Origin of the sequence: Paenibacillus sp. FSL H7-0716, from assembly GCF_038002705.1 — a bacterium.
GTDB lineage: Bacteria > Bacillota > Bacilli > Paenibacillales > Paenibacillaceae > Paenibacillus_AQ > Paenibacillus_AQ odorifer.
Map to the genome: position 1 here is coordinate 66,759 of NZ_JBBODA010000024.1, position 18,556 is coordinate 85,314.

Consider the following 18,556-nt stretch of genomic DNA (forward strand, 5'->3'; position numbering starts at 1 on the left):
GCAGTACTATTCCGAGTTCTCCAGTGTACACGTGCCCAGCTTGCTCTCATCCTGCTCCTGCAGAATAGATGCCATTCGTTCTTCCAAATTCCTCTTGATCTGATTCAGCTCTACAAGCTGACGTTCAATATCTTCCAGTTTACTGCGGTATAGTGGCATCACTTCTGCGCAGAAAGCTTCTTTGTTCTTCAAGACACAATGTAGAAAGCCCGCGATCTGCTCTGTCGACAGACCCAGGTTTAAATATAGTTTAATCGTTTCTACCGTTTCTACAGCAAGTGAAGAGTACTCCCGATATCCGTTGGCCTGACGGATCGGCGAGATTAATCCCTGACTCTCATAGTAACGAAGTGAACGGACGCTTACGCCCGTCAGTTTAGCAAGCTCACCTATTTTCATAGCATTCTCCCCGGGGTTCATGAGAATTGTTCTACACCAGTATAAACCCTGACACCAATGTTAGAGTCAACAAAAAAAATCCAACCGCGGCTAACCCGCAGTTGGACTCGTGTTATATGTTACAACAAGTATATCCGCTTATATCCTACAATAATCCTGCCGCCCAAAGTCCACCTCTACGAATCATCTGGCGAAAAGGCTCTACGGAAAAAGAAGGCAAATGATGACCAGGCATTAAATAAACAACCCGGCCTAGACCAAATTCATGGCACCAAGCCGCCTGCCTCATTGCCCCATCATGAGGATATTCCATAAGCACAGTTGTTTCGAAATAGGGATGCTGCTCAAAATAATAAGGCTCATCATCGATCACAAATTCTTCGATTCCCTGCATAATGGGATGCTCCTGTACCGGTATGGACATCTGGAGCGAAGTGAATTCTGGATGATGAGTGAAATGCGCTCCCAGCATGGCGCCTAGCTCCTGATTACGCTGTAAAGAGATTCCGTTATGTACCACTAGTAATCCGCCACCGTTAGCCACATAGGAGAGCAATGCGCTGCTTTGTTCCGCTGGTATTTTATCATCGGAGAATTCGGTATAGGAGACTACCAGCTTGTAGTCAGATAATGTTTCTTTATTAAGCAGCCCATAATTCTCCGAGGAGAATACCTGCAGGTCATTGGCAAGTATCTGCTCAATCTCCCGGTCTACTCCCGCAAATGGGTGATATTTAACCTCCGAATAACTTCCGAGTGCCAGTGCTTTTAGTGTAGACATCATCGCCTTTCTTCGTGTACTTTTTTGATTACGGGAAGCCCATCTACCAAGGCCAAGTATTTCCATCCACATCAAGATAGGCCGGCTCATCCCCCAGATACTTTTTATACTCCATAACCTGACTTATAATCTGGTCTGCAGACACATCGGGTGAAATATCCGCTTGCTCATTTTTTTCGCCATGCATATAAGTCTTCATCCAGCCTGGGTGAAACACCATCACTTGACCCCCAAGCGTCTTTAGATGATTGTGCATCAGGGAGGATTGCATATTGAGAGCCGCCTTAGACATGCAGTAGCCATACATATTAATACGTTTATTTCTGCCGATGCTGCCCGCTTCCGAAGAAATATTAACAATCAATTTATCCTTACTTTGCAATAAAAGTCCCATAAGTGCATTGCTGACTCTCAACGCGCCTAGCGTATTCACATTATAAATCTCTGCCATACTGTCATCATCCATATCTACCAGCATCGTAGCATCATCTGCAGAATGAATAATTCCGGCATTATTAATAAGAATATCAACATGCCCAGTTCTGCTGGCGATAGCCCTTGCTGCCTGCTTTACACTATCCTTACTACCAATATCGAGTGGAATAAGTTCCAGCTGTACCGGATACTTCTCTTTAAGCGCTTTCAATTCATCTGCGGCTCTCATGTATTGTCCAGCAAATACTGAGAACTGTTTCTCTAAAAGAGAGTGTACAAGAGACAATCCAAGACCCCGATCAGCTCCAGTCACACATGCGACTCTGTTCATTCTTTTCAACACTCCTACCTAGTAAGGATTATTGAAGCAAGTTGTCTTCCTTTCACCTTAGCATGCCGTCCTCTTTTTTTCAACGCGCTAAAATGAGGGTTTGGTCATCCTTGGATTAGCTGCTTCAGAATCCTTTTTGTTTTAAATTTAATATATGTTACAATCATGATTACAGGTTGTTAACAACACAATGGTTAGTAAAATAACGATCCCAGGAGGGTGATATCTATGTCTATTCAACAACTTCATACATTGGAAGATCTTGAGCAGTATGTGGCTAAACCTGGCAAGAAGCTGCTGTTCAAACACAGCACTACCTGCCCGATTAGCGCCAAAGCTAATGAAGAGTTCCAGGCTTATCTAAAGGATGCGGATACTACAGCAGCAGTAGTTCTAGTCATCGAGGATCGTCCAGTTTCCAATCAAATTGCCGAGGATTTCGGGATTAAGCATGAATCTCCACAGCTCTTCCTGCTAGAGGATAATGAGGTTCGCTGGAACACTTCCCACTGGAAGATCACAAGAGATGCTATCAAAGAGGCTGTGAACCAATGAGCCAGCAAGTGATTGTTTATTCAACAGCAGGCTGCAGCGATTGTAATCTGGTCAAACAATATCTTACCGAGCAAGGTATCCCTTTTGAAGTAAGAGATGTTATGACTAGCACAATCTATCAAGAGGAAGTCGAAAAGCTTGGTTTCATGGGTGTTCCTGTTACAGTAGCAGGGGATCACGCCACCAAAGGATTCAATCTTCCCGAGCTGAAAGCACTCCTCGAAGCTGCTCAGTAATTCATTCGTTTAATCATTTAGCACTTGATATATGCTTACAAAAAAGGGGATTCCAACAGCCAATCGGCAAGGAATCCCTTTTTTTCATTGTTCTAAAGCTTAGGGTTCCTCACGCATAAGATTTGCCACGACCAGTACATCTACATTTCTGGCCGAACGCAGAATCTGCTTAGTGACATCCCCACGCAGCCATTTACGCACCCATGAGCGTTGGGACTGGCCGATAATAATCTGTGTGCTCTGTAAGGCTTGAGACCTTTCAAGCAACAAGGAAGACACTCGTGCGGGGAGCACGTTAGGAATCATCTTAAACGTTCCACCCAGTCGTTCCGTCAATTCTTTCAAATCATTAATTCGTTTATCGTAAGAAGGCCCACTCTGCTTATATTCCTGTACGTACGTAACATACCAGCAAGCTTTTAGACGATAGGCAATCCGAAAACCGCGCCGAATCAGACGCTCCGCATGATCTCCTAAGGTGATGCACACATAGATCACTTCCTGCCGCCGCCAAGGTCCCCGCAGCGACCCGACACGTTCCCAGGCCTCCAGACGTTCATCCACATCATCAGCAATTTCCCGCAGGGCCAGTTCACGGAGGGCGATTAGATTGCCGATTTTGAAAAAAGCCCCCAGCGCCTGATCTACTTTGGTCATCGCATATATTTTTCCATCCTTCATCCGCTCTTGCAGTGTTTTTGGGGATACATCGATAAGTTCAACCTCGTCGGCCCGTTGCAGAATGCTGTCTGGGAAAGTCTCTCTCACTCTAACTCCGGTAATTTGTTCTACTGCATCATTCAAGCTTTCTAAATGCTGAACATTCACTGTGGAGATTACAGAGATCCCCGCATCCAATAGCTCCATAACATCCATATACCGCTTCTTATGTTTGCTGCCCGGCATATTGGTATGTGCCAGTTCATCTACCAGTACGACCTCCGGATTACGCTTAATGATAGCTGCCGTATCCATTTCCTCAAGGATAGTCCCCCGATAGTCAATACTCAGTCGCGGAAGGATCTCCAGCTCACCGATCTGTTCAAGGGTTTCTTTACGTCCATGCGTTTCTAGTAATCCAATAACAACATCGATCCCTCTCTTTAAGAGATCATTTCCTTCTCGCAGCATCTTATAAGTCTTGCCCACCCCGGGAGCAGCACCAATGTACACTTTAAATGTGCCCCCACGAATCGCATCGATTTTATCCTTTACTTCCTGAGTGCTTAATCTGTGATAGGCATCGGCTTTCCGCTCATTTCGGCTCTGCCGGGTAGGAAGAACACGCTCTCCCTCACGCTCAGCACGATCAGCCACGAAAAACACATCTACTCCGCGGATTTGCTTTAACAATGAGTTAGCAATCGAACCCTTCCACAGCTCCTGCCACGCCGTTTGCTTGGAGTGTCCCATAACGATACGGGTAATATTATGCTGGATAGCGTATTTCACTAGAAGTCCCGGAATCTCCCTCTTCGAGCGAAAAGAAATCTCCTCCATCGAGGCCCCAATCTTCTCAGTCAGCTTCCATAGGGATCGCTTGAAGGTTGCTGCTTCCTTAGAGGGCGTCAGGCCCTGCTTCCAGAAGGATACCACTGCCAGATCTCCGTTTAACCGTTTAGCGATTTGCTGTCCACGGCGGATATGAATCGAGCCATTCCAATAATACTGTGCGGACACCAACACTTTTTCGGCAATCCCCGAAGCCCCCAGCAATCCTTGCTCCTCCCGATGCTTCTCCAGCGAACCATTAACATCCTCCGCAACCATTCTCAGCGCCAGCTCCCGCAGCTTGCTTAGATTCCCTTTGTTAAAAAGCGAAGTCCGCTGCTTCTTGCCCAAATGTCCTTCGGACAAACGTTGAAGTATCTTTTCCGGAGTCACATCAATTAGAACGATATCATCTGCAAGGGTGAGCACTTCCGCAGGCAAGGAATATTCCACCTCAATCCCCGTCCACTTCCGCGCTAGATCTGCTGCGCCCTCCAGCTCGTATACGTTTACAGTTGTGATGACACTAATTCCACAGCCCAATAAATATTTGATATCCTCCAGCCTAGTTGATCTCTCCGCACCCTCGCGATTATGATGAGCCAATCCATCGGTCAGTACAACCTCTGGATTACGCGCCACAATGGCCTTCACATCCAGATCCTTCTTCTCGATCTCCTTCTGAAACCAATGAATACTTGGAATCCGTTCCAAGTCACCCAGCTGATCCCTTGTTTCTGGACTCTGGTTGGTTGAAACCGCACAGATTACAACATCGATGCCCTGTGCTTTCAGCGCCTGACCCTCACGCAGCATCTGATAGGTCTTGCCTGATCCACTGACCGGACCTATATAGATCTTCAGGCGTCCACGATGCAGCTCATAAATAGAGAGCAGCAGTTCCTCCGGCGTCTTCCTCCGATATGTTCCCATCAAGACCACTCCTTAATAACCCGATCATCCATGCACTCTTCTATGCCAGAAAGCAAGATATCCCTGACCCAATGTGAACAATCGGGCAGGGATATTAGCTATATTTATTTGTTCGTTAATTTCTGCAGCTCCATGTTCAGCTTCAGAACATTTACCCGCTCTTCACCAAACAGCCCTAGATCGCGACCTTCGGTCTGCTTATTCACTAGCTCTTCCAGCTGCGTGGCTGGAAGCCCGGTCAAATTACTGATCCGGGGAATCTGCACGATTGCTGACGCAGGAGTGATATGCGGATCAAGACCTGAACCTGAGTTGGTTACTAAATCAACCGGCAGCTTATTTACAGGCACATCCGGATTATCCAGCTGCCACTGTGTGATGGAATCCTTCGTCCGCTGCAGCATATCCGGGTTGGATGGGCCGTAGTTATTGGAGCCTGAAGCTTCCGCTTTATAATCAATGCTGGATACACGGCCATGGAATACCGCCGGATCCGTAAAGCTTTGCCCGATGAGTTCTGAGCCCACAACTACTCCCGCGTCATTCTTCAGCTGACTGCCGTTTGCTTGCGATGGCATCAGAACTTGAGCAATCGCTGTAGTAGTCAGCGGATAAATCACTCCGCAGAGAACAACAAACACTAGACATAGCCGTAATATGATAAAGAAATTAGCACCCTTCGATGATGACAACTGTTCTTCAGCGTCCGCAATCGACTTTCTGTTATTCACGATGCTCTCACCCTTTCAATGATTAGTCAATCCGTTGTTATATCCATACACTTACGAGCAAATCAATAAGTTTGATGCCCGCAAATGGAACGACTACCCCACCTAAACCATAGATAAAAATATTACGTCCCAGCAGCTTCGTAGAACTCATCGCTTTATACGAGACACCTTTCATAGCCAATGGGATCAGCAGCGGAATAATAATCGCATTAAATATTAATGCAGATATAATTGCCGAGCTAGGTGAACCCAATCCCATGACATTCAGGGCTTCCATTTCAGGAATAGCGAGCATGAACATTGCCGGAATAATTGCGAAGTATTTAGCGATATCATTCGCAATACTGAACGTTGTCAACGCGCCCCGCGTCATCAGTAGCTGTTTACCAATAGCTACAACCTCAATGATCTTCGAGGGATCGGAGTCCAGATCAACCATGTTTGCTGCTTCCTTAGCGGCTGTAGTCCCACTGTTCATCGCTAAGCCCACATCAGCTTGGGCAAGGGCAGGTGCGTCATTTGTACCATCGCCAGTCATTGCCACCAGCTTGCCTTCGTTCTGCTCACGGCGGATAACCGCTATTTTATCCTCAGGTGTACTTTCTGCAATAAAATCATCTACCCCTGCTTCACGGGCAATAGTAGCTGCGGTCAGCGGATTGTCCCCTGTACACATGATAGTCTTGATTCCCATTTTTCGCAGCTCATCAAACCGCTCTTTCATGCCTGGCTTAACCGTATCCTTTAAGTAAATAAGTCCATAAATCCGGTTGTCTACCGCAACAGCAAGCGGGGTCCCCCCCATCCGAGCGATAGCATCGGAATTACTGTCGAGGTTCGCGGGAATGACTCCGCCCTTCGACTGTACCCATTTCTTCACGGAATCGACTGCCCCTTTACGAACAGATCGTCCATCACGTAGATCTATGCCACTCATACGGGTCTCAGCCTTAAACTCTACGAACTCTCCGCCTTCAGCAAGTTTGCTGTCATAGCTGCGTTCCAGCTTCTTAGCCAGCTCAATAACAGAACGTCCCTCCGGAGTCTCATCCTTTAGCGAACTAATAGCTGCCCAAGCCGTAAGCTCAGCTTCCGTTTCATCTCCAACAGGCACAAAATCACTCGCCATCCGGTTTCCGAAAGTAATCGTACCGGTCTTATCTAGAATCATTGTATTAATGTCGCCGGCAGCTTCAACAGCCTTCCCTGACATAGCAAGGACATTAAACTGTGTGACGCGGTCCATCCCTGCTATCCCGATAGCGGAGAGCAGTCCCCCGATTGTGGTCGGGATCAGACAGACCAGCAGAGCGATCATAACAGGAATATCTAGATCAACGCCCAGATAAGTCGCAATAGGCCGCAAGGTCACTACTACAATCAGGAAAATCAACGTCAGACTGATCAAGAGTGTATTTAATGCAATTTCATTGGGTGTCTTTTGACGTTTCGCCCCTTCAACGAGGGAGATCATCCGATCCAGGAATGACTCACCGGGATCACTGGTAATTTTGACTTTAATCTCATCACTGACTACCCGGGTGCCGCCTGTGACTGAGCCAAAATCTCCGCCAGCTTCCTTAATAACAGGTGCAGATTCACCTGTAATTGCCGATTCATCTACGGAGGCCAGCCCTTCAATTACTTCACCATCGCCAGGGATAAGTTCTCCCTGACTAACGATGACGATATCTCCTTTACGAAGCTCGGAAGAAGAAACGGTCTTCACAGACCCTCCAACGAGTTTGTTAGCTGTGATATCCTGTTTCGTTTTCTTGAGTGAATCCGCCTGGGCTTTCCCGCGGCCTTCAGCCAGCGCTTCAGCAAAGTTGGCAAACAACACTGTGAATAGCAAAATGAACAACACTGTGATATTGAAGCCTACCGATTTCTCTGCATTAAAATATCCGGGGGCCAGTACCATAAGCAATACAATAATCGTACCGATTTCGACTACAAACATGACCGGATTTTTGATTAACGTCACCGGGTTAAGCTTAATAAAGCTATCCTTTACAGCGCTTAGGAGTATGGGTCCCGTCAGCAGCTTTTTTCTTTTTACAGTACTCATCTTGTTCTCCCTCTTCCTACCGTAAGGTCAAATATTCTGCAATCGGGCCGAGCACAATGACCGGCAGAAACGTCAGCGCACCGATAATTACTACGGTACCAATCAGAATTCCGGTAAACAGACCATTGTCTGTGCGGAATGTGCCAATCGTCTCAGGAACTGGCTTCTTCTGGATCAGTGAACCTGCAACTGCCAGCATCGCGATTATAGAGACATAACGGCCAAGCAGCATTACGATCCCAGTTGTAACATTCCAAAAGGTGGTGTTGTCCGCAAGCCCTTCAAATCCTGAACCATTGTTCGCGGCAGAAGAGACATATTCATATAACACTTGGCTAAGTCCATGGAATCCGGGATTCGTAATGGAGCTGTTGCCCAAGTCCGTTAAGAACGCACCTGCTGTTGGTACAAGGATAATGAACGGATGCACAAGGATGGCAATCGCAATCAGCTTCATCTCCTTGGCTTCTATCTTTCGCCCGAGAAACTCTGGTGTTCTGCCGACCATTAATCCACATAAGAAGACGCCCATGATGGCATACATCAGCATATTGATTAATCCGACACCTTTTCCCCCGAAGACGTTATTGAGCATCATTAGGGCCAGAGGGGTAATGCCACCCAGCGGTGTCAGCGTATCATGCATATTGTTAACACTACCTGTCGTAGCTGCCGTTGTTACCGAAGTGAACAGCGAAGATTGCGGGATCCCAAAACGCACCTCTTTACCTTCCATGCTGCCTTGCGAAGACTCGATCCCCAGCGCATTAATAGCGGGATTGCCTTTAGTTTCCGCATAATAATTCAATCCCAGCAGCAGAACGAACAAGGTCATCATTGCTGTGAAAATCACCCAGCCCTGACGTTTGTTCTTAGCAAACAATCCGTACATATATGGCAAAGAGGCTGGCAGCATCCACATAGAGAGAATCTCCAGAACGTTCGTAAGTGGATTAGGGTTCTCAAAAGGATGCGCTGAATTGGCTCCGAAGAAGCCGCCACCATTCGTACCTAAGTGTTTAATTGATTCCAAAGAAGCGACTGGACCGATAGCGATTTGTTGCGTCTGCCCTTCGAGTGTAGTGACCTCAAGCGATGGCTTGAGCGTTTGTGGCACATGCAATCCTACCAGCACCAATGAAACTAGCAGAGCTAATGGAATGAATACACGAATATGTGCTTTTACAAAGTCCTCGAAAAAGTTCCCGACTGATTTCTGTCCTGTAATCCCTCTGACAAAAGCAACCGCAACAGAAAATCCGCTCGCTGCAGACGTGAACATCATCATCGTGATGACTGCCATTTGTGAAAAATACGATAGCCCCGTCTCCCCGCTATAATGCTGCAGGTTCGTATTGGTCATAAAGCTGATCACCGTATTGAATGAAAGCGTCTGTTCCATATCGGCAATTCCATTCGGGTTCAGCGGCAATCCCCGCTGTAATCTTAGGAAAATATAACTGAAAGCAACCAGTACGATATTAGTTAAAACAAAGCTGAGTGCATACTTCTTCCAGGACATTCCGTCCCGTTTTTTCAGGCCGATCAGCTTATAAATACCTTTCTCTGTGCCTGCAAACCAGCGATCCGTACGATTCGGTTCGTTAGAAAATACATGATATAAATACGTCCCCATCGGCTTGACCAGCAAGATGAGAATTACAATTACGACGACTATTTGCAAAATGCCCATGAATGCCCCTCCTTAAAATTTCTCAGGATGAATCAACGCGTAAACCAGATATATAAACAACAGTAGGGTAACAGCGATTACTAGAATCACAGCTTATCCCTCCCCGTATCCTCAACTACACCTGCGCACCAGCGCATAAAGCCATAAAACAACCCGTAAATTACAGCTAACGAAGCCACCATATACAGATCCATCATATCTTCCGCACTCCTTCCATTATCCTTGATGAGGTGATCTATCGATTAGAAAATCAGCATCACCACTATGGGAATAGATTACATAGCTCGCACCAAGTCTTTTATAGACCAATCTAGGATTTATTGAACTTGTAATCACAAAAATTGGCTGTGTCGTCCAGGTACGGCACATCTGGATATAGCGGCAGCAAAGCGGAAAGCTGCTCTCAAACAGATATACCCTGCCTACCGGGAACGACGGGCGAAACCAAGTGCTTTGATGGCGAGTATCCACTAGAATAACCTGCTCAATCCCGAGCTCCTCAAGTAAAGCTTTCTCAGCCACATTGTTGGTTAATCCCGCCATCTTAATACCCCTGAACTTCAGAAGTTTAATGAAATGTTCTCCCGCCTTTGTAGGCGCACATACAAGCACATATTCATTCTGATCCGTCATCTTTTTTTCTCCTCCTGCTCATTTACAACAAGGAGGCAACGAAAATCTCCGAAAGGATGTTGACCTATCGTCATTTTCGGGCACAACCTAAAGCTCGGTTGTGTCACGTCATTAGACGCTGCCTAACAAATACCGCTAATGATGAATTTAGCGACCTCTTAGGGGAGGCCTCCATAAATGCTTTGCTTCTAAGAGCACAGCAAAAAGCCACAAAGGATCTCCTCTGTGGCTCGCTAGCGGTCACATTGCACTCATCCTCTCTCCATACGCTTACGAGGTTAGCTGTCGGATTCGGGCGGTGAGAGTCGCCCTACCTGTATAGATGCGAGCTCACTCGCACCCTCTACAGGATTCACCCCATAATCGGCTTCCGACTCTCACATCGGCTGCCGATTGTTGGTTCCCCCGCTTTCCTTATCGGAAATTAAGCGGATCAAATATTCGATTGTCGTTGAAACAGGAGTAATCATACTCTTATGCACGAAGACTTGTAAAACCTGAATGATGCCAAAATAATGCAAATTAAAAACTATTTTCCCATTAGATAGCGCTTACTTGATATCTAATCTCTCTATATCTCTTGTTTACTCGAGTTTCGGGCGTTTAATCGCTATCTATAACTCATGTGATTTTATTCACCTTTTTAGAGCAAAAAAACTGTAAATTCCCTTTATAGGTAGAAACGCAAGAAGCTGAGGTTGAGCGAGAAAGAGGCGCGATAACACGCCATAAATACCTATTTACCTCGTTTTTCAGTCGTAGTCGGCAGGATATGGTTAAAATTGCTCTAAAAGAACATTTTCCGTTTTTTACAGAAAATCTTGAAAAGAGTATGATTCGGGTTGAATCTAATTCATGAAAAACAATCAACGCTGAGTTCCTGCATTTGCAGGGAACGGGGGAACCATCAGGCCGTCTGGCCTACTTGGGGTGAATCCAAAGGAGACTGCGTAAGTCTCAATAGGTAGGGCGACTCTCACCGTCCGAATCCGACAGCTAACCTCGTAAGCGTAAAGAGAGAGACCCTTGATCCGCCACGCTTTGGCCCAGGTATATCTGCCTGTAATCCAAAACCGCAGCAGAGGTCCTCCTCTTGCTGCGGTTTTTGCGTTACCTGAGCCTATTAGGTGATAGCACGCTGGATGGGGTGAATGTTTTGAAGCACTATTATTTAGGGATACATCAAGGGCTGCTTGAGCCGATAAGTCTAAATTACGTTTGTTTCGGGGCCTTGTGGTTCGAAGAAAATAATCACAGGTACATTGTAGGCTATGCATTTGGCCAGAACCAGATTCAAGCCCTTCGCCAGTTCAGCACACCTTCTTCTTGTAAAGACTGTTTAGACTCTAAGATTGTATATGAAATATATAAAAAAATTCGAGAACAACAGCAGCAGCAGGATTGGTCATCGCACCAAAAACTCCCGTGGTTTACAGCCTTCAAGGAGCCTTGGAAAGATGTAAGCGCCGGTTGGTATGTCTTGAGATCCCGCAGCACCTTTCCCTTACATCTATCTGTTATACGGAAAGAGAAGTTCCGACTATGGTTAGAGCATACCGCAGTCTGTGAGAATAAAATGGAAATGCTCGCTTGTGTAGAAAAGGCTAGTGTCACTCATCATGTTGACTTAATGCTTTTGGAAATCTAAGGAGGAACCCTACTATGGACCAGCGCAGACTATCCCGCATTGAAGTATTTGTATTGGATGAACCCGAGCCTATCCACTATGGAATGGAAGGGGCTGAAGGCTGCCGTTATGGTATTCTGAAGCTCACTTGTAAGGGAGGATGCAGTTGGGGGGCTTGTCTGATCTCTGCCAACACCAAAAATTTTGATCTCATTAAATGGAGCTCTTTTTTACGGGCTATCTGTCATTGCCGTCTTGAGGAAGCGCTGGATAAGGTCCGCCGCGAAGGTTCAGATTGGGAGCAGGTTAAGCTTGAGCTAGTTCAGGGTGCTTTGCAGGATTTAAAGGCCAAGCTCCAGGGCAAATCCTTGGCAGGGCATATTCAGCAGGGGCGTCTGTACAGTGTTGCAGCTGGGGGGAGCAATTCCAGAAGTGAACGGCTCTACTACAAACCTTCCAAAGCTTTATCCACTGCCTCCCAGCAGAAACACAGTTGCCCGGAACCAGACACCGCCGATCTTATCAATAAATCCATCTCTTATTTTTCTATATTATAGATTCAAGCAAATCTCTCATTCTGAAAGGATCGTGTTCACCATGCCTGACCCCTTACCTTCCGTGTACACCTACAGTACTAAATTTGCAGAGTGTGTTAAAAAGTATACTAATGAAGTCTACGTACTTAGTTCCATGTTGTTAGAACAATCTAATGAGGCAGACAAGATTACTATCTGTACCTTCACAGAGCTTCATAAAATATATCGTCAGGATGACTTCGACCCTCAGTTATTCTCTATCCACGCTTACCGCACTTGTATTCGCCAGTGTGCTGATTCTTTTGCCCGGCGCTCGCTTCTATCGGCTAAGGCATTACCTTGGGAGGAACAGCTTGTGAAGGTATTGTGGTACGGCTTAAAGCTGCCTCTTTCTCAAATAAGCATTATTCTGCAAAAAAGTGTTCCCGCACTGAAAGCACAGCTTAGAGCTGTACGGGAGCAGATGACCGCCCAAGCGGATATACTAACGAGCGCAAATCTTTCTATAATTTAGTCTCTGACTAGAATTCAAACGATCTTTGAGCGCATGAAGCGACTAATGGACTCAGGAGCCTTTAATTGAAGCTTTTCCTCAAATATAGCCGGTGTCCGGACTCCAGTAGAAATCCCGAGCGATGAGCGTCTCGGATCGTCTTAAAGCAAGCCCTAATCATCTTCCACCAAGGCAAGGCTTACGGACCCAGATGACGTTACTTGCACGTTTATTGCCTTTTGAGCATAGTATCGGACTCCAGTGCAACAATTTGGTTAAAAGAGCTACTAATTCACCCTTTTTCATGCCAATAGCGACTATAGTGTCCGATATCTTGCTAAATCTCGATGATTGTTGCATTTAAGTACTGCTGGGTCCGTTAGCTAGATCAGCTCGTATACAAAGAGTTTGCCAACTCAAAAACGGGGATATCCCAGCAACCATAAATGGCTGTTAGGATACCCCCGAAAATTCAGTGCCTACTATTATTACACTTTACTCTTACGCGCCTTACCGTACATCCACAATCCTGCCAACATCCCCACTATAGCAACACCGGTCAATACGCCTTGAACGAAATCCATAAAAGTGGAGCCATCCGGAAGCATTCTACTAACCGTAGCCAGCGATACCGAACTCATTAAAAGCATAATGGTATATTGTTCGCTTGTAGACATCATTAGCACTCCTTAAAAGTTATTATGAGGTCATCTTAGATCTTGTAAGCTTTCATTGCTTTTCTGATTTCTTTAATACTTGGGCGTTTGCCGTACATCAGTACGCCGGTACGATAGATCTTGGCCGCCAGCCATCCGAAGATGAAGGTAGTCACAAGCAGGATCAGCAGCGATACAATGACTTGCCAGATCGCCACCTCGCCGACACCAATTCGGAGCAGCATCGTCAATGGTGAGGTGAAAGGCACATAACTCGCTATCTTAACCACTAGAGTATCTGCATTGGAGATACTGAACAGTGGAACATAGAACGCTACGAAGCCTAACATCATGATTGGCATTACCGCCTGACCGAGATCCTCCGTACGGCTGACAATCGAACCTACAGCCGCATACATCAAGGCATAGAGGAAGTAACCTAATACGTACAAGACAAATCCATATAGCAGCAAGTTAATATTGAGCTGACCTAAATCGAGATCAAAATCAGCCAATACAGTCGCATTATGCGGGAGCGTCAAATTGACGACGATCGCTGCGACAAAGATCCCAATTTGTAGTATTCCTACTAGGAAAACACCGATAACTTTACCGAACATTTGCGCTAAAGGTGAGGCACTTGTAATCAGAATCTCCATAATCCGCGAGCTCTTCTCAGAGGTTATCTCAGCGGCAATCATGTTGCCTGTCATCATAATGGACATAAAGAACAACATAAGCATGGCATATACGATAATGTAGTTAATGGCCGGAGTGTCCTCCTGAGAGTTTTCACTGCCACCGCCTGCGTTAAGCTGTTGTGTAGTAATCTGCACTGGTGTTGACATTGCAGCAATCTGTTCAGAGGTCAGCTTGTCACCAACGATATATTGTGTGTTTGCTTGCTGAAGTGCATTTTGAAGATAAACTTGAACATCTCCGTTTAGTTCTCCATCATTACTATGATAAGTAACGGGTGGAAGCCCTTCACCAGTAGGTTCCGCAAAAGTAACATAACCTTCTACTGTCTCTTCATCTAATGCTTTCTTTAACTCGGCATCCTCCGCAGAAGCATATTGTACTATCTTAGCCTGTGGCATGCCCTCTGGCGCAGTATAAGCCTTCAACAATTCTGCAACCTGATTTCCCTCTTCAGCAATCACAGCAATTTGAGTAACTTCACTTTTGGCCGAATCACCCTTAAACTGATCGATGATATAGGGAAGATTCATCCCTATGCTGAGCAATAATACTAGAATCAAAGTAGTAATCATAAATGATTTCGTTCTAACTTTATTTTTAAAGGTAAAGCCGATAATTGTCCCCATCTTATTCATTAGATTCACCCACCGCTCTGATAAAGATTTGGTTTAACGTAGGTTCCTTGATTTCAAAATGCTCCACTTCACCCTGTGCTATCGCCTGCTGTAAAATACGCTGTGCTGCACCGATCTCACTGATCGATAACAGATACCCACGCTCCAGCCGTTTCACTGCTGTAACACCTGCGATGGACTCCAGACCTTTTACCTCATTAGCTGTACGCAGCAATACTTCTTCCCGCGGGTAGCCATTCTTGATCGTGCGGATATCCCCTTGAACGACCGTATTGGAACGATCGAGAATCGTAATGTTACGGCATAGCTCTTCCACATGCTCCATCCGGTGCGTAGAGAAGAGGATACTTGTTCCCGAATCACGTAATTCTTTGACCGTATCTTTCAACAGCTCCACGTTTACAGGGTCCAGCCCGCTGAAAGCTTCATCTAGAATCAGAATCTGCGGCTTATGAACGACAGCGGCGATAAAGCCCATTTTTTGCTGATTTCCTTTGGAAAGCTCTTCTATTTTTTTATTGTAATAATCCGGAACCTCGAATCGATCCAGCCAATAGCGCAGGCTCTTATCTGCATCACTAGCTGACATCCCACGCAGGCGGGCCAAGTAAACGATTTGATCGCTGATCTTCACCTTAGGATATAGTCCACGTTCTTCGGGCAGATAACCCATAAGTTGCTGCAGTTCACTGTTGAAAGGCTTCCCGTTATACAAAATCTTGCCCTCATCAGGGTAGATTAGGCCGAGTACCATACGCATCGTGGTTGTTTTCCCCGCGCCGTTCGCCCCCAGTAATCCGTAAATTTCCCCTTTACCTACGGTTAGGTTAATTCCGTTTACTGCGGTTTTTTCTCCATATTGCTTAACTACACTTTCCAGCTTTAAGGCTTCCATTTCTCTAGTCCCCTCTCTTGTGGTCAATTAGAATAGGACGATGACCCTGTGTCCATAAACTTAATATTTCGTCCAGTTCCAAACTGCGGCTCTTGATAACCTTTACGCCCAAGTCATGAATGCGTTTCTCGTTTTCAGAAAATTGTTCTATGATAAAAGAAGCTACACCCGGTGTATCCATGGTAAAGTGCAAGCCTCCTGGCAACTCAGCCGATAATTCCGCAAGCTCCTCTTCATCCGCAGCATTCACCCAAACCTCGGTCCAAGCACCGAACAGACTGTCTTTTTCAGCCATGCCCAGCAGTTCACCCCGATGCATAAGGACGATATAATCTGCCAGCCGTCGCACCTCATCCACAATGTGTGTGGAGATGATAATCGTTGCATTGTGCTCATCCATATATTTACGAAGTGTCTCGATCATAATCTTCCAGGCAAAAGGATCAAGACCCGATGAAGGTTCATCCAATAGCAGCAGACTTGGCCGCGCCGCAAGTGCTGCAGCAATTTCGAATTTCCGGCGTTCCCCTTTAGACATCTTCGAAAGTCTCATATGATACGGAACCTCAAAGCGATCCATCAGCTCCTGAAAATACTGATCGTCCCAATTGGGATACCAATACTTCCGAAATCGAGCTGCCTCCTCTGCATTCCAGTGGTTCTCCTCAGTAATTGACGTTTCAGGAACATAGGCAATGGTCTGGCGAAGCTCCAGAGACAACCCGCTATCATACCTGTTCTCGAACCAATATATCTCGCCTTCCTCTGGATTAGTCAGCTGCATCAGCAGATTCAGCAGCGTGCTTTTGCCGGATCCATTCTGACCTACCAAAGCTGTAATATATCCTTTAGGCAGATTCAGGGTCAGCGGTCCTATCGTCTTGTTTCGTCGCCGTTTAAGTACATTCCGCAATTCTATAGCCATCTGTACCATATGAGTAAGCGCCCCCTCTCAATCCTTTTCTCTATACTTGCGTTCTACAATCTCCATAAAAATCTGTTCAAGTTCATCCTTGCTGCAATGTACCGATCGGGCGATATCCACTGCACTTTCAAGTGCTTTGCCAACCGTTTCACGTTTATATTCTTCCATTGCTCCGTCACCTATATGGGATACAAAGGTACCTGTTCCTTGTCGCGTTCGCAGCAACCCTTCGTTCTCCAGATCCTGATATACGCGCCGCACTGTAATTACACTGCATTTCAAATCGCCTGCGAACTCACGAATCGAGGGCAGTAGCGTTCCTTCCGTAATGACTCCGCTAATGATTAATGATCTAAGCTGAGTCTCTATTTGATGATAGAGGGGCTCTGCACTATTTTCGTTGATTTGTACCGGTATCCACATTATTTACACCTCGCCTTCCACTCTAGCGTGCTAGAGCGCAATCCTTGCCATTTCCGATTTTTTATACGAGATTGCGACTTTTCAGCCGATGTATAGTCCATTTAGAGAATAACTGCACAGATATTGTTCCCAGCAGAAGTGACCCCCACATGATCGGAGATAACAGCCCCCACTCCTTGGAATAGGAGATACTGTATAAGAACAAACTGCCTCCGCCCAGTGTAACTAGGAACGAAGTTGCCCACGATAAAACTACGATAAGCAATGTTAGCCATAGATAAGCTTTGCCGCTAAAAAGATACTCAATAAAAATATATAGACCGGAGACCATAAATCCGAAGCCGAGCCAAGTAATCGCAAAAGCTATATACGAAGGAACCGCCAGTTCTGCCCGGAAATTCTCTCCTAACAAGTAAATAATAACGAAGAATAACGTACCATTTAGAGTAAAGGAGCCCACACCCTGAAGTTTCCTCCGCGATAATATTACTGCAGCTGGGATCGGTAAAGTTCGTAAGTAAACTAACATTTTTGTGTAAGAGTCTTCACTCCAATATTTCATGGAGCGGCGAGAGAATGTTAATCCCAATAAGGGGATAAAGGAGAGAAATAAGAAATCCGCTAACATCGTCCGATCCTGCTCACCTAGTACATCATTTGCTATCAGGCTAGTCAGTCCACCAAGATAACTCATAAAAACAACTGTTATTACGAGGGTCCCTAATATTTTTAATTTGTCTCCGCGAAAATCAGAGCGCAACATAAACCATGAATCTTTTAATGTTCTCATTAATGCTAACCTCGCTTTACAATGTCTTCAGCGTCTAGCAGAAGCAGGTGTTCATATCCCTGTGCTTACTGTATATATCTATATACACAGTATATGACCTTAGTTTTTCATTGTCAATCCTGTAACTGGAAATTATTCAAAAGAAATAGGAGGTTTGGGCAACCTCATACTTCAAGCTTATGAAGATACTCTCAGACGTTAGGTAACGCTTATTTATTGAGATTAACTACAATGAGGGGGAATTGAGGCAGAATTGAAGCAGAATGCTACGGGGCGAATGTAACTGGGATAATTGAGTTTATTAGATAATTCATTCAGGGAATGAAGTAGTAAGAGCTCACTCTCTGCTTCTATGCAGCGTGTTGGTGTGAAGTGCGTTGAGGGAGGCGGGTGCCGGGTGGTGAGTGCGAGCGGATACTGGTGCGGGTTAGGATGCTGGTGCAGCTGTGGTGCTGGTTCGGGGGTGTGATGTGTGCGCGGCGGATGGTGCAGTTCCGATTGTGTGATGCGGGCGCGGCGGATGGTGCAGTTCCGATTGTGTGATGCGGGTATGGCGGAGGTGCAGTTCCGATTGTGTGATGCGGG

The 18,556-nt window shown here is 45.9% G+C and carries 21 protein-coding genes and 2 riboswitches; of the genes, 6 read left to right on the top strand and 15 right to left on the bottom strand.

The window, feature by feature from the left end:
- Window positions 1-6: 6 nt before the first annotated feature.
- From MHH60_RS24435 to MHH60_RS24445, 3 genes are all read right to left on the bottom strand, one after another.
- Window positions 7-399, bottom strand: a complete 393-nt coding sequence (locus tag MHH60_RS24435; RefSeq protein WP_076138254.1) for a MerR family transcriptional regulator — start codon at window positions 397-399, stop codon at window positions 7-9.
- A 145-nt stretch (window positions 400-544) separates the two neighbouring features.
- A complete protein-coding gene (locus MHH60_RS24440) occupies window positions 545-1,246 on the bottom strand; it encodes a ThuA domain-containing protein (RefSeq protein WP_256715232.1) in 702 nt (233 codons plus the stop codon).
- Entirely contained in the window at window positions 1,224-1,946 is a 723-nt protein-coding gene (locus MHH60_RS24445; protein WP_076138253.1) for an SDR family NAD(P)-dependent oxidoreductase, read from the bottom strand. Before MHH60_RS24445 ends, MHH60_RS24440 begins: the two co-directional genes overlap by 23 nt.
- Before the next feature lie 228 nt (window positions 1,947-2,174).
- Between MHH60_RS24445 and ytxJ the strand changes: the two genes are divergently transcribed.
- Entirely contained in the window at window positions 2,175-2,501 is a 327-nt protein-coding gene (gene ytxJ / locus MHH60_RS24450; RefSeq protein WP_076138251.1) for a bacillithiol system redox-active protein YtxJ, read from the top strand.
- The gene (locus MHH60_RS24455) at window positions 2,498-2,737 is read left to right on the top strand and encodes a glutaredoxin family protein (RefSeq protein WP_076138249.1); all 240 of its coding nucleotides are present in this window, start codon (window positions 2,498-2,500) and stop codon (window positions 2,735-2,737) included. The genes ytxJ and MHH60_RS24455 overlap by 4 nt, the downstream gene beginning before the upstream one ends.
- 99 nt (window positions 2,738-2,836) lie before the next feature.
- Here MHH60_RS24455 and MHH60_RS24460 read toward each other — a convergent pair whose 3' ends face one another.
- The 6 genes from MHH60_RS24460 to MHH60_RS24480 form a co-directional block, all read right to left on the bottom strand.
- Window positions 2,837-5,161 carry a histidine kinase gene (locus tag MHH60_RS24460; protein ID WP_076138247.1) on the bottom strand — a complete coding sequence of 775 codons (2,325 nt, stop codon included), beginning with the start codon at window positions 5,159-5,161 and terminating at the stop codon, window positions 2,837-2,839.
- 104 nt (window positions 5,162-5,265) lie between these two features.
- Window positions 5,266-5,853 carry a potassium-transporting ATPase subunit KdpC gene (kdpC, locus tag MHH60_RS24465; protein ID WP_370511185.1) on the bottom strand — a complete coding sequence of 196 codons (588 nt, stop codon included), beginning with the start codon at window positions 5,851-5,853 and terminating at the stop codon, window positions 5,266-5,268.
- A 76-nt stretch (window positions 5,854-5,929) separates the two neighbouring features.
- Window positions 5,930-7,963, bottom strand: a complete 2,034-nt coding sequence (kdpB, locus tag MHH60_RS24470; RefSeq protein ID WP_076138246.1) for a potassium-transporting ATPase subunit KdpB — start codon at window positions 7,961-7,963, stop codon at window positions 5,930-5,932.
- A 16-nt stretch (window positions 7,964-7,979) separates the two neighbouring features.
- Complete coding sequence (kdpA, locus tag MHH60_RS24475; protein ID WP_076138243.1) at window positions 7,980-9,656, bottom strand: potassium-transporting ATPase subunit KdpA; 1,677 nt, start codon at window positions 9,654-9,656, stop codon at window positions 7,980-7,982.
- Window positions 9,657-9,668: 12 nt separating this feature from the next.
- Window positions 9,669-9,746: a K(+)-transporting ATPase subunit F gene (gene kdpF, locus MHH60_RS33345; protein ID WP_076101420.1), complete on the bottom strand. Its 78-nt coding sequence runs from the start codon at window positions 9,744-9,746 to the stop codon at window positions 9,669-9,671.
- Window positions 9,747-9,872: 126 nt separating this feature from the next.
- Window positions 9,873-10,289, bottom strand: coding sequence for a hypothetical protein (locus MHH60_RS24480; RefSeq protein ID WP_076124472.1), 417 nt, complete (start codon window positions 10,287-10,289; stop codon window positions 9,873-9,875).
- Window positions 10,290-10,540: 251 nt separating this feature from the next.
- A riboswitch (cyclic di-AMP (ydaO/yuaA leader) is annotated at window positions 10,541-10,730 on the bottom strand.
- 419 nt (window positions 10,731-11,149) lie between these two features.
- Window positions 11,150-11,314, top strand: a riboswitch (cyclic di-AMP (ydaO/yuaA leader).
- Between the two features lie 80 nt (window positions 11,315-11,394).
- Here MHH60_RS24480 and MHH60_RS24485 point away from each other — a divergent pair.
- The 3 genes from MHH60_RS24485 (at window position 11,395) to MHH60_RS24495 (ending at window position 12,966) form a co-directional block, all read left to right on the top strand.
- Complete coding sequence (locus MHH60_RS24485) at window positions 11,395-11,937, top strand: hypothetical protein (RefSeq protein WP_143766772.1); 543 nt, start codon at window positions 11,395-11,397, stop codon at window positions 11,935-11,937.
- A gap of 14 nt (window positions 11,938-11,951) precedes the next feature.
- On the top strand, window positions 11,952-12,473 hold the full coding sequence (locus MHH60_RS24490; RefSeq protein ID WP_051490930.1) for a hypothetical protein: 522 nt from the start codon (window positions 11,952-11,954) through the stop codon (window positions 12,471-12,473).
- A gap of 133 nt (window positions 12,474-12,606) precedes the next feature.
- A complete protein-coding gene (locus tag MHH60_RS24495) occupies window positions 12,607-12,966 on the top strand; it encodes a hypothetical protein (RefSeq protein WP_143766771.1) in 360 nt (119 codons plus the stop codon).
- A gap of 467 nt (window positions 12,967-13,433) precedes the next feature.
- Here MHH60_RS24495 and MHH60_RS24500 read toward each other — a convergent pair whose 3' ends face one another.
- From MHH60_RS24500 to MHH60_RS24525, 6 genes are all read right to left on the bottom strand, one after another.
- The gene (locus tag MHH60_RS24500) at window positions 13,434-13,622 is read right to left on the bottom strand and encodes a hypothetical protein (RefSeq protein ID WP_076124477.1); all 189 of its coding nucleotides are present in this window, start codon (window positions 13,620-13,622) and stop codon (window positions 13,434-13,436) included.
- Between the two features lie 35 nt (window positions 13,623-13,657).
- On the bottom strand, window positions 13,658-14,938 hold the full coding sequence (locus MHH60_RS24505; RefSeq protein ID WP_076138237.1) for an ABC transporter permease: 1,281 nt from the start codon (window positions 14,936-14,938) through the stop codon (window positions 13,658-13,660).
- Window positions 14,931-15,833 carry an ABC transporter ATP-binding protein gene (locus tag MHH60_RS24510; protein ID WP_036676693.1) on the bottom strand — a complete coding sequence of 301 codons (903 nt, stop codon included), beginning with the start codon at window positions 15,831-15,833 and terminating at the stop codon, window positions 14,931-14,933. The genes MHH60_RS24505 and MHH60_RS24510 overlap by 8 nt, the downstream gene beginning before the upstream one ends.
- Window positions 15,834-15,837: 4 nt before the next feature.
- Complete coding sequence (locus MHH60_RS24515; RefSeq protein ID WP_076138235.1) at window positions 15,838-16,767, bottom strand: ATP-binding cassette domain-containing protein; 930 nt, start codon at window positions 16,765-16,767, stop codon at window positions 15,838-15,840.
- Window positions 16,768-16,785: 18 nt separating this feature from the next.
- Window positions 16,786-17,181, bottom strand: a complete 396-nt coding sequence (locus tag MHH60_RS24520; RefSeq protein WP_076138233.1) for a GntR family transcriptional regulator — start codon at window positions 17,179-17,181, stop codon at window positions 16,786-16,788.
- A 61-nt stretch (window positions 17,182-17,242) separates the two neighbouring features.
- The gene (locus tag MHH60_RS24525; RefSeq protein ID WP_076138231.1) at window positions 17,243-17,971 is read right to left on the bottom strand and encodes a hypothetical protein; all 729 of its coding nucleotides are present in this window, start codon (window positions 17,969-17,971) and stop codon (window positions 17,243-17,245) included.
- Between the two features lie 420 nt (window positions 17,972-18,391).
- On the opposite strand from MHH60_RS24525, the gene MHH60_RS24530 reads away from it, so the two are divergent.
- Window positions 18,392-18,514, top strand: a complete 123-nt coding sequence (locus MHH60_RS24530) for a hypothetical protein (RefSeq protein WP_256715231.1) — start codon at window positions 18,392-18,394, stop codon at window positions 18,512-18,514.
- Window positions 18,515-18,556: the final 42 nt, after the last annotated feature.

What these genes read in the sequence shown, in the direction of transcription:
- MHH60_RS24435 (WP_076138254.1), bottom strand. Translation starts at nt 399, where the DNA reads ATGAAAATAGGTGAGCTTGCTAAACTGACGGGCGTAAGCGTCCGTTCA.
- MHH60_RS24455 (WP_076138249.1), top strand. Translation starts at nt 2,498, where the DNA reads ATGAGCCAGCAAGTGATTGTTTATTCAACAGCAGGCTGCAGCGATTGT.
- MHH60_RS24510 (WP_036676693.1), bottom strand. Translation starts at nt 15,833, where the DNA reads ATGGAAGCCTTAAAGCTGGAAAGTGTAGTTAAGCAATATGGAGAAAAA.
- MHH60_RS24525 (WP_076138231.1), bottom strand. Translation starts at nt 17,971, where the DNA reads ATGAGAACATTAAAAGATTCATGGTTTATGTTGCGCTCTGATTTTCGC.
- MHH60_RS24460 (WP_076138247.1), bottom strand. Translation starts at nt 5,161, where the DNA reads ATGGGAACATATCGGAGGAAGACGCCGGAGGAACTGCTGCTCTCTATT.
- MHH60_RS24505 (WP_076138237.1), bottom strand. Translation starts at nt 14,938, where the DNA reads ATGAATAAGATGGGGACAATTATCGGCTTTACCTTTAAAAATAAAGTT.
- MHH60_RS24515 (WP_076138235.1), bottom strand. Translation starts at nt 16,767, where the DNA reads ATGGTACAGATGGCTATAGAATTGCGGAATGTACTTAAACGGCGACGA.
- kdpB (WP_076138246.1), bottom strand. Translation starts at nt 7,963, where the DNA reads ATGAGTACTGTAAAAAGAAAAAAGCTGCTGACGGGACCCATACTCCTA.
- MHH60_RS24440 (WP_256715232.1), bottom strand. Translation starts at nt 1,246, where the DNA reads ATGGAAATACTTGGCCTTGGTAGATGGGCTTCCCGTAATCAAAAAAGT.
- MHH60_RS24520 (WP_076138233.1), bottom strand. Translation starts at nt 17,181, where the DNA reads ATGTGGATACCGGTACAAATCAACGAAAATAGTGCAGAGCCCCTCTAT.
- ytxJ (WP_076138251.1), top strand. Translation starts at nt 2,175, where the DNA reads ATGTCTATTCAACAACTTCATACATTGGAAGATCTTGAGCAGTATGTG.
- kdpA (WP_076138243.1), bottom strand. Translation starts at nt 9,656, where the DNA reads ATGGGCATTTTGCAAATAGTCGTCGTAATTGTAATTCTCATCTTGCTG.
- MHH60_RS24500 (WP_076124477.1), bottom strand. Translation starts at nt 13,622, where the DNA reads ATGTCTACAAGCGAACAATATACCATTATGCTTTTAATGAGTTCGGTA.
- MHH60_RS24480 (WP_076124472.1), bottom strand. Translation starts at nt 10,289, where the DNA reads ATGACGGATCAGAATGAATATGTGCTTGTATGTGCGCCTACAAAGGCG.
- MHH60_RS24490 (WP_051490930.1), top strand. Translation starts at nt 11,952, where the DNA reads ATGGACCAGCGCAGACTATCCCGCATTGAAGTATTTGTATTGGATGAA.
- MHH60_RS24445 (WP_076138253.1), bottom strand. Translation starts at nt 1,946, where the DNA reads ATGAACAGAGTCGCATGTGTGACTGGAGCTGATCGGGGTCTTGGATTG.
- MHH60_RS24495 (WP_143766771.1), top strand. Translation starts at nt 12,607, where the DNA reads ATGTTGTTAGAACAATCTAATGAGGCAGACAAGATTACTATCTGTACC.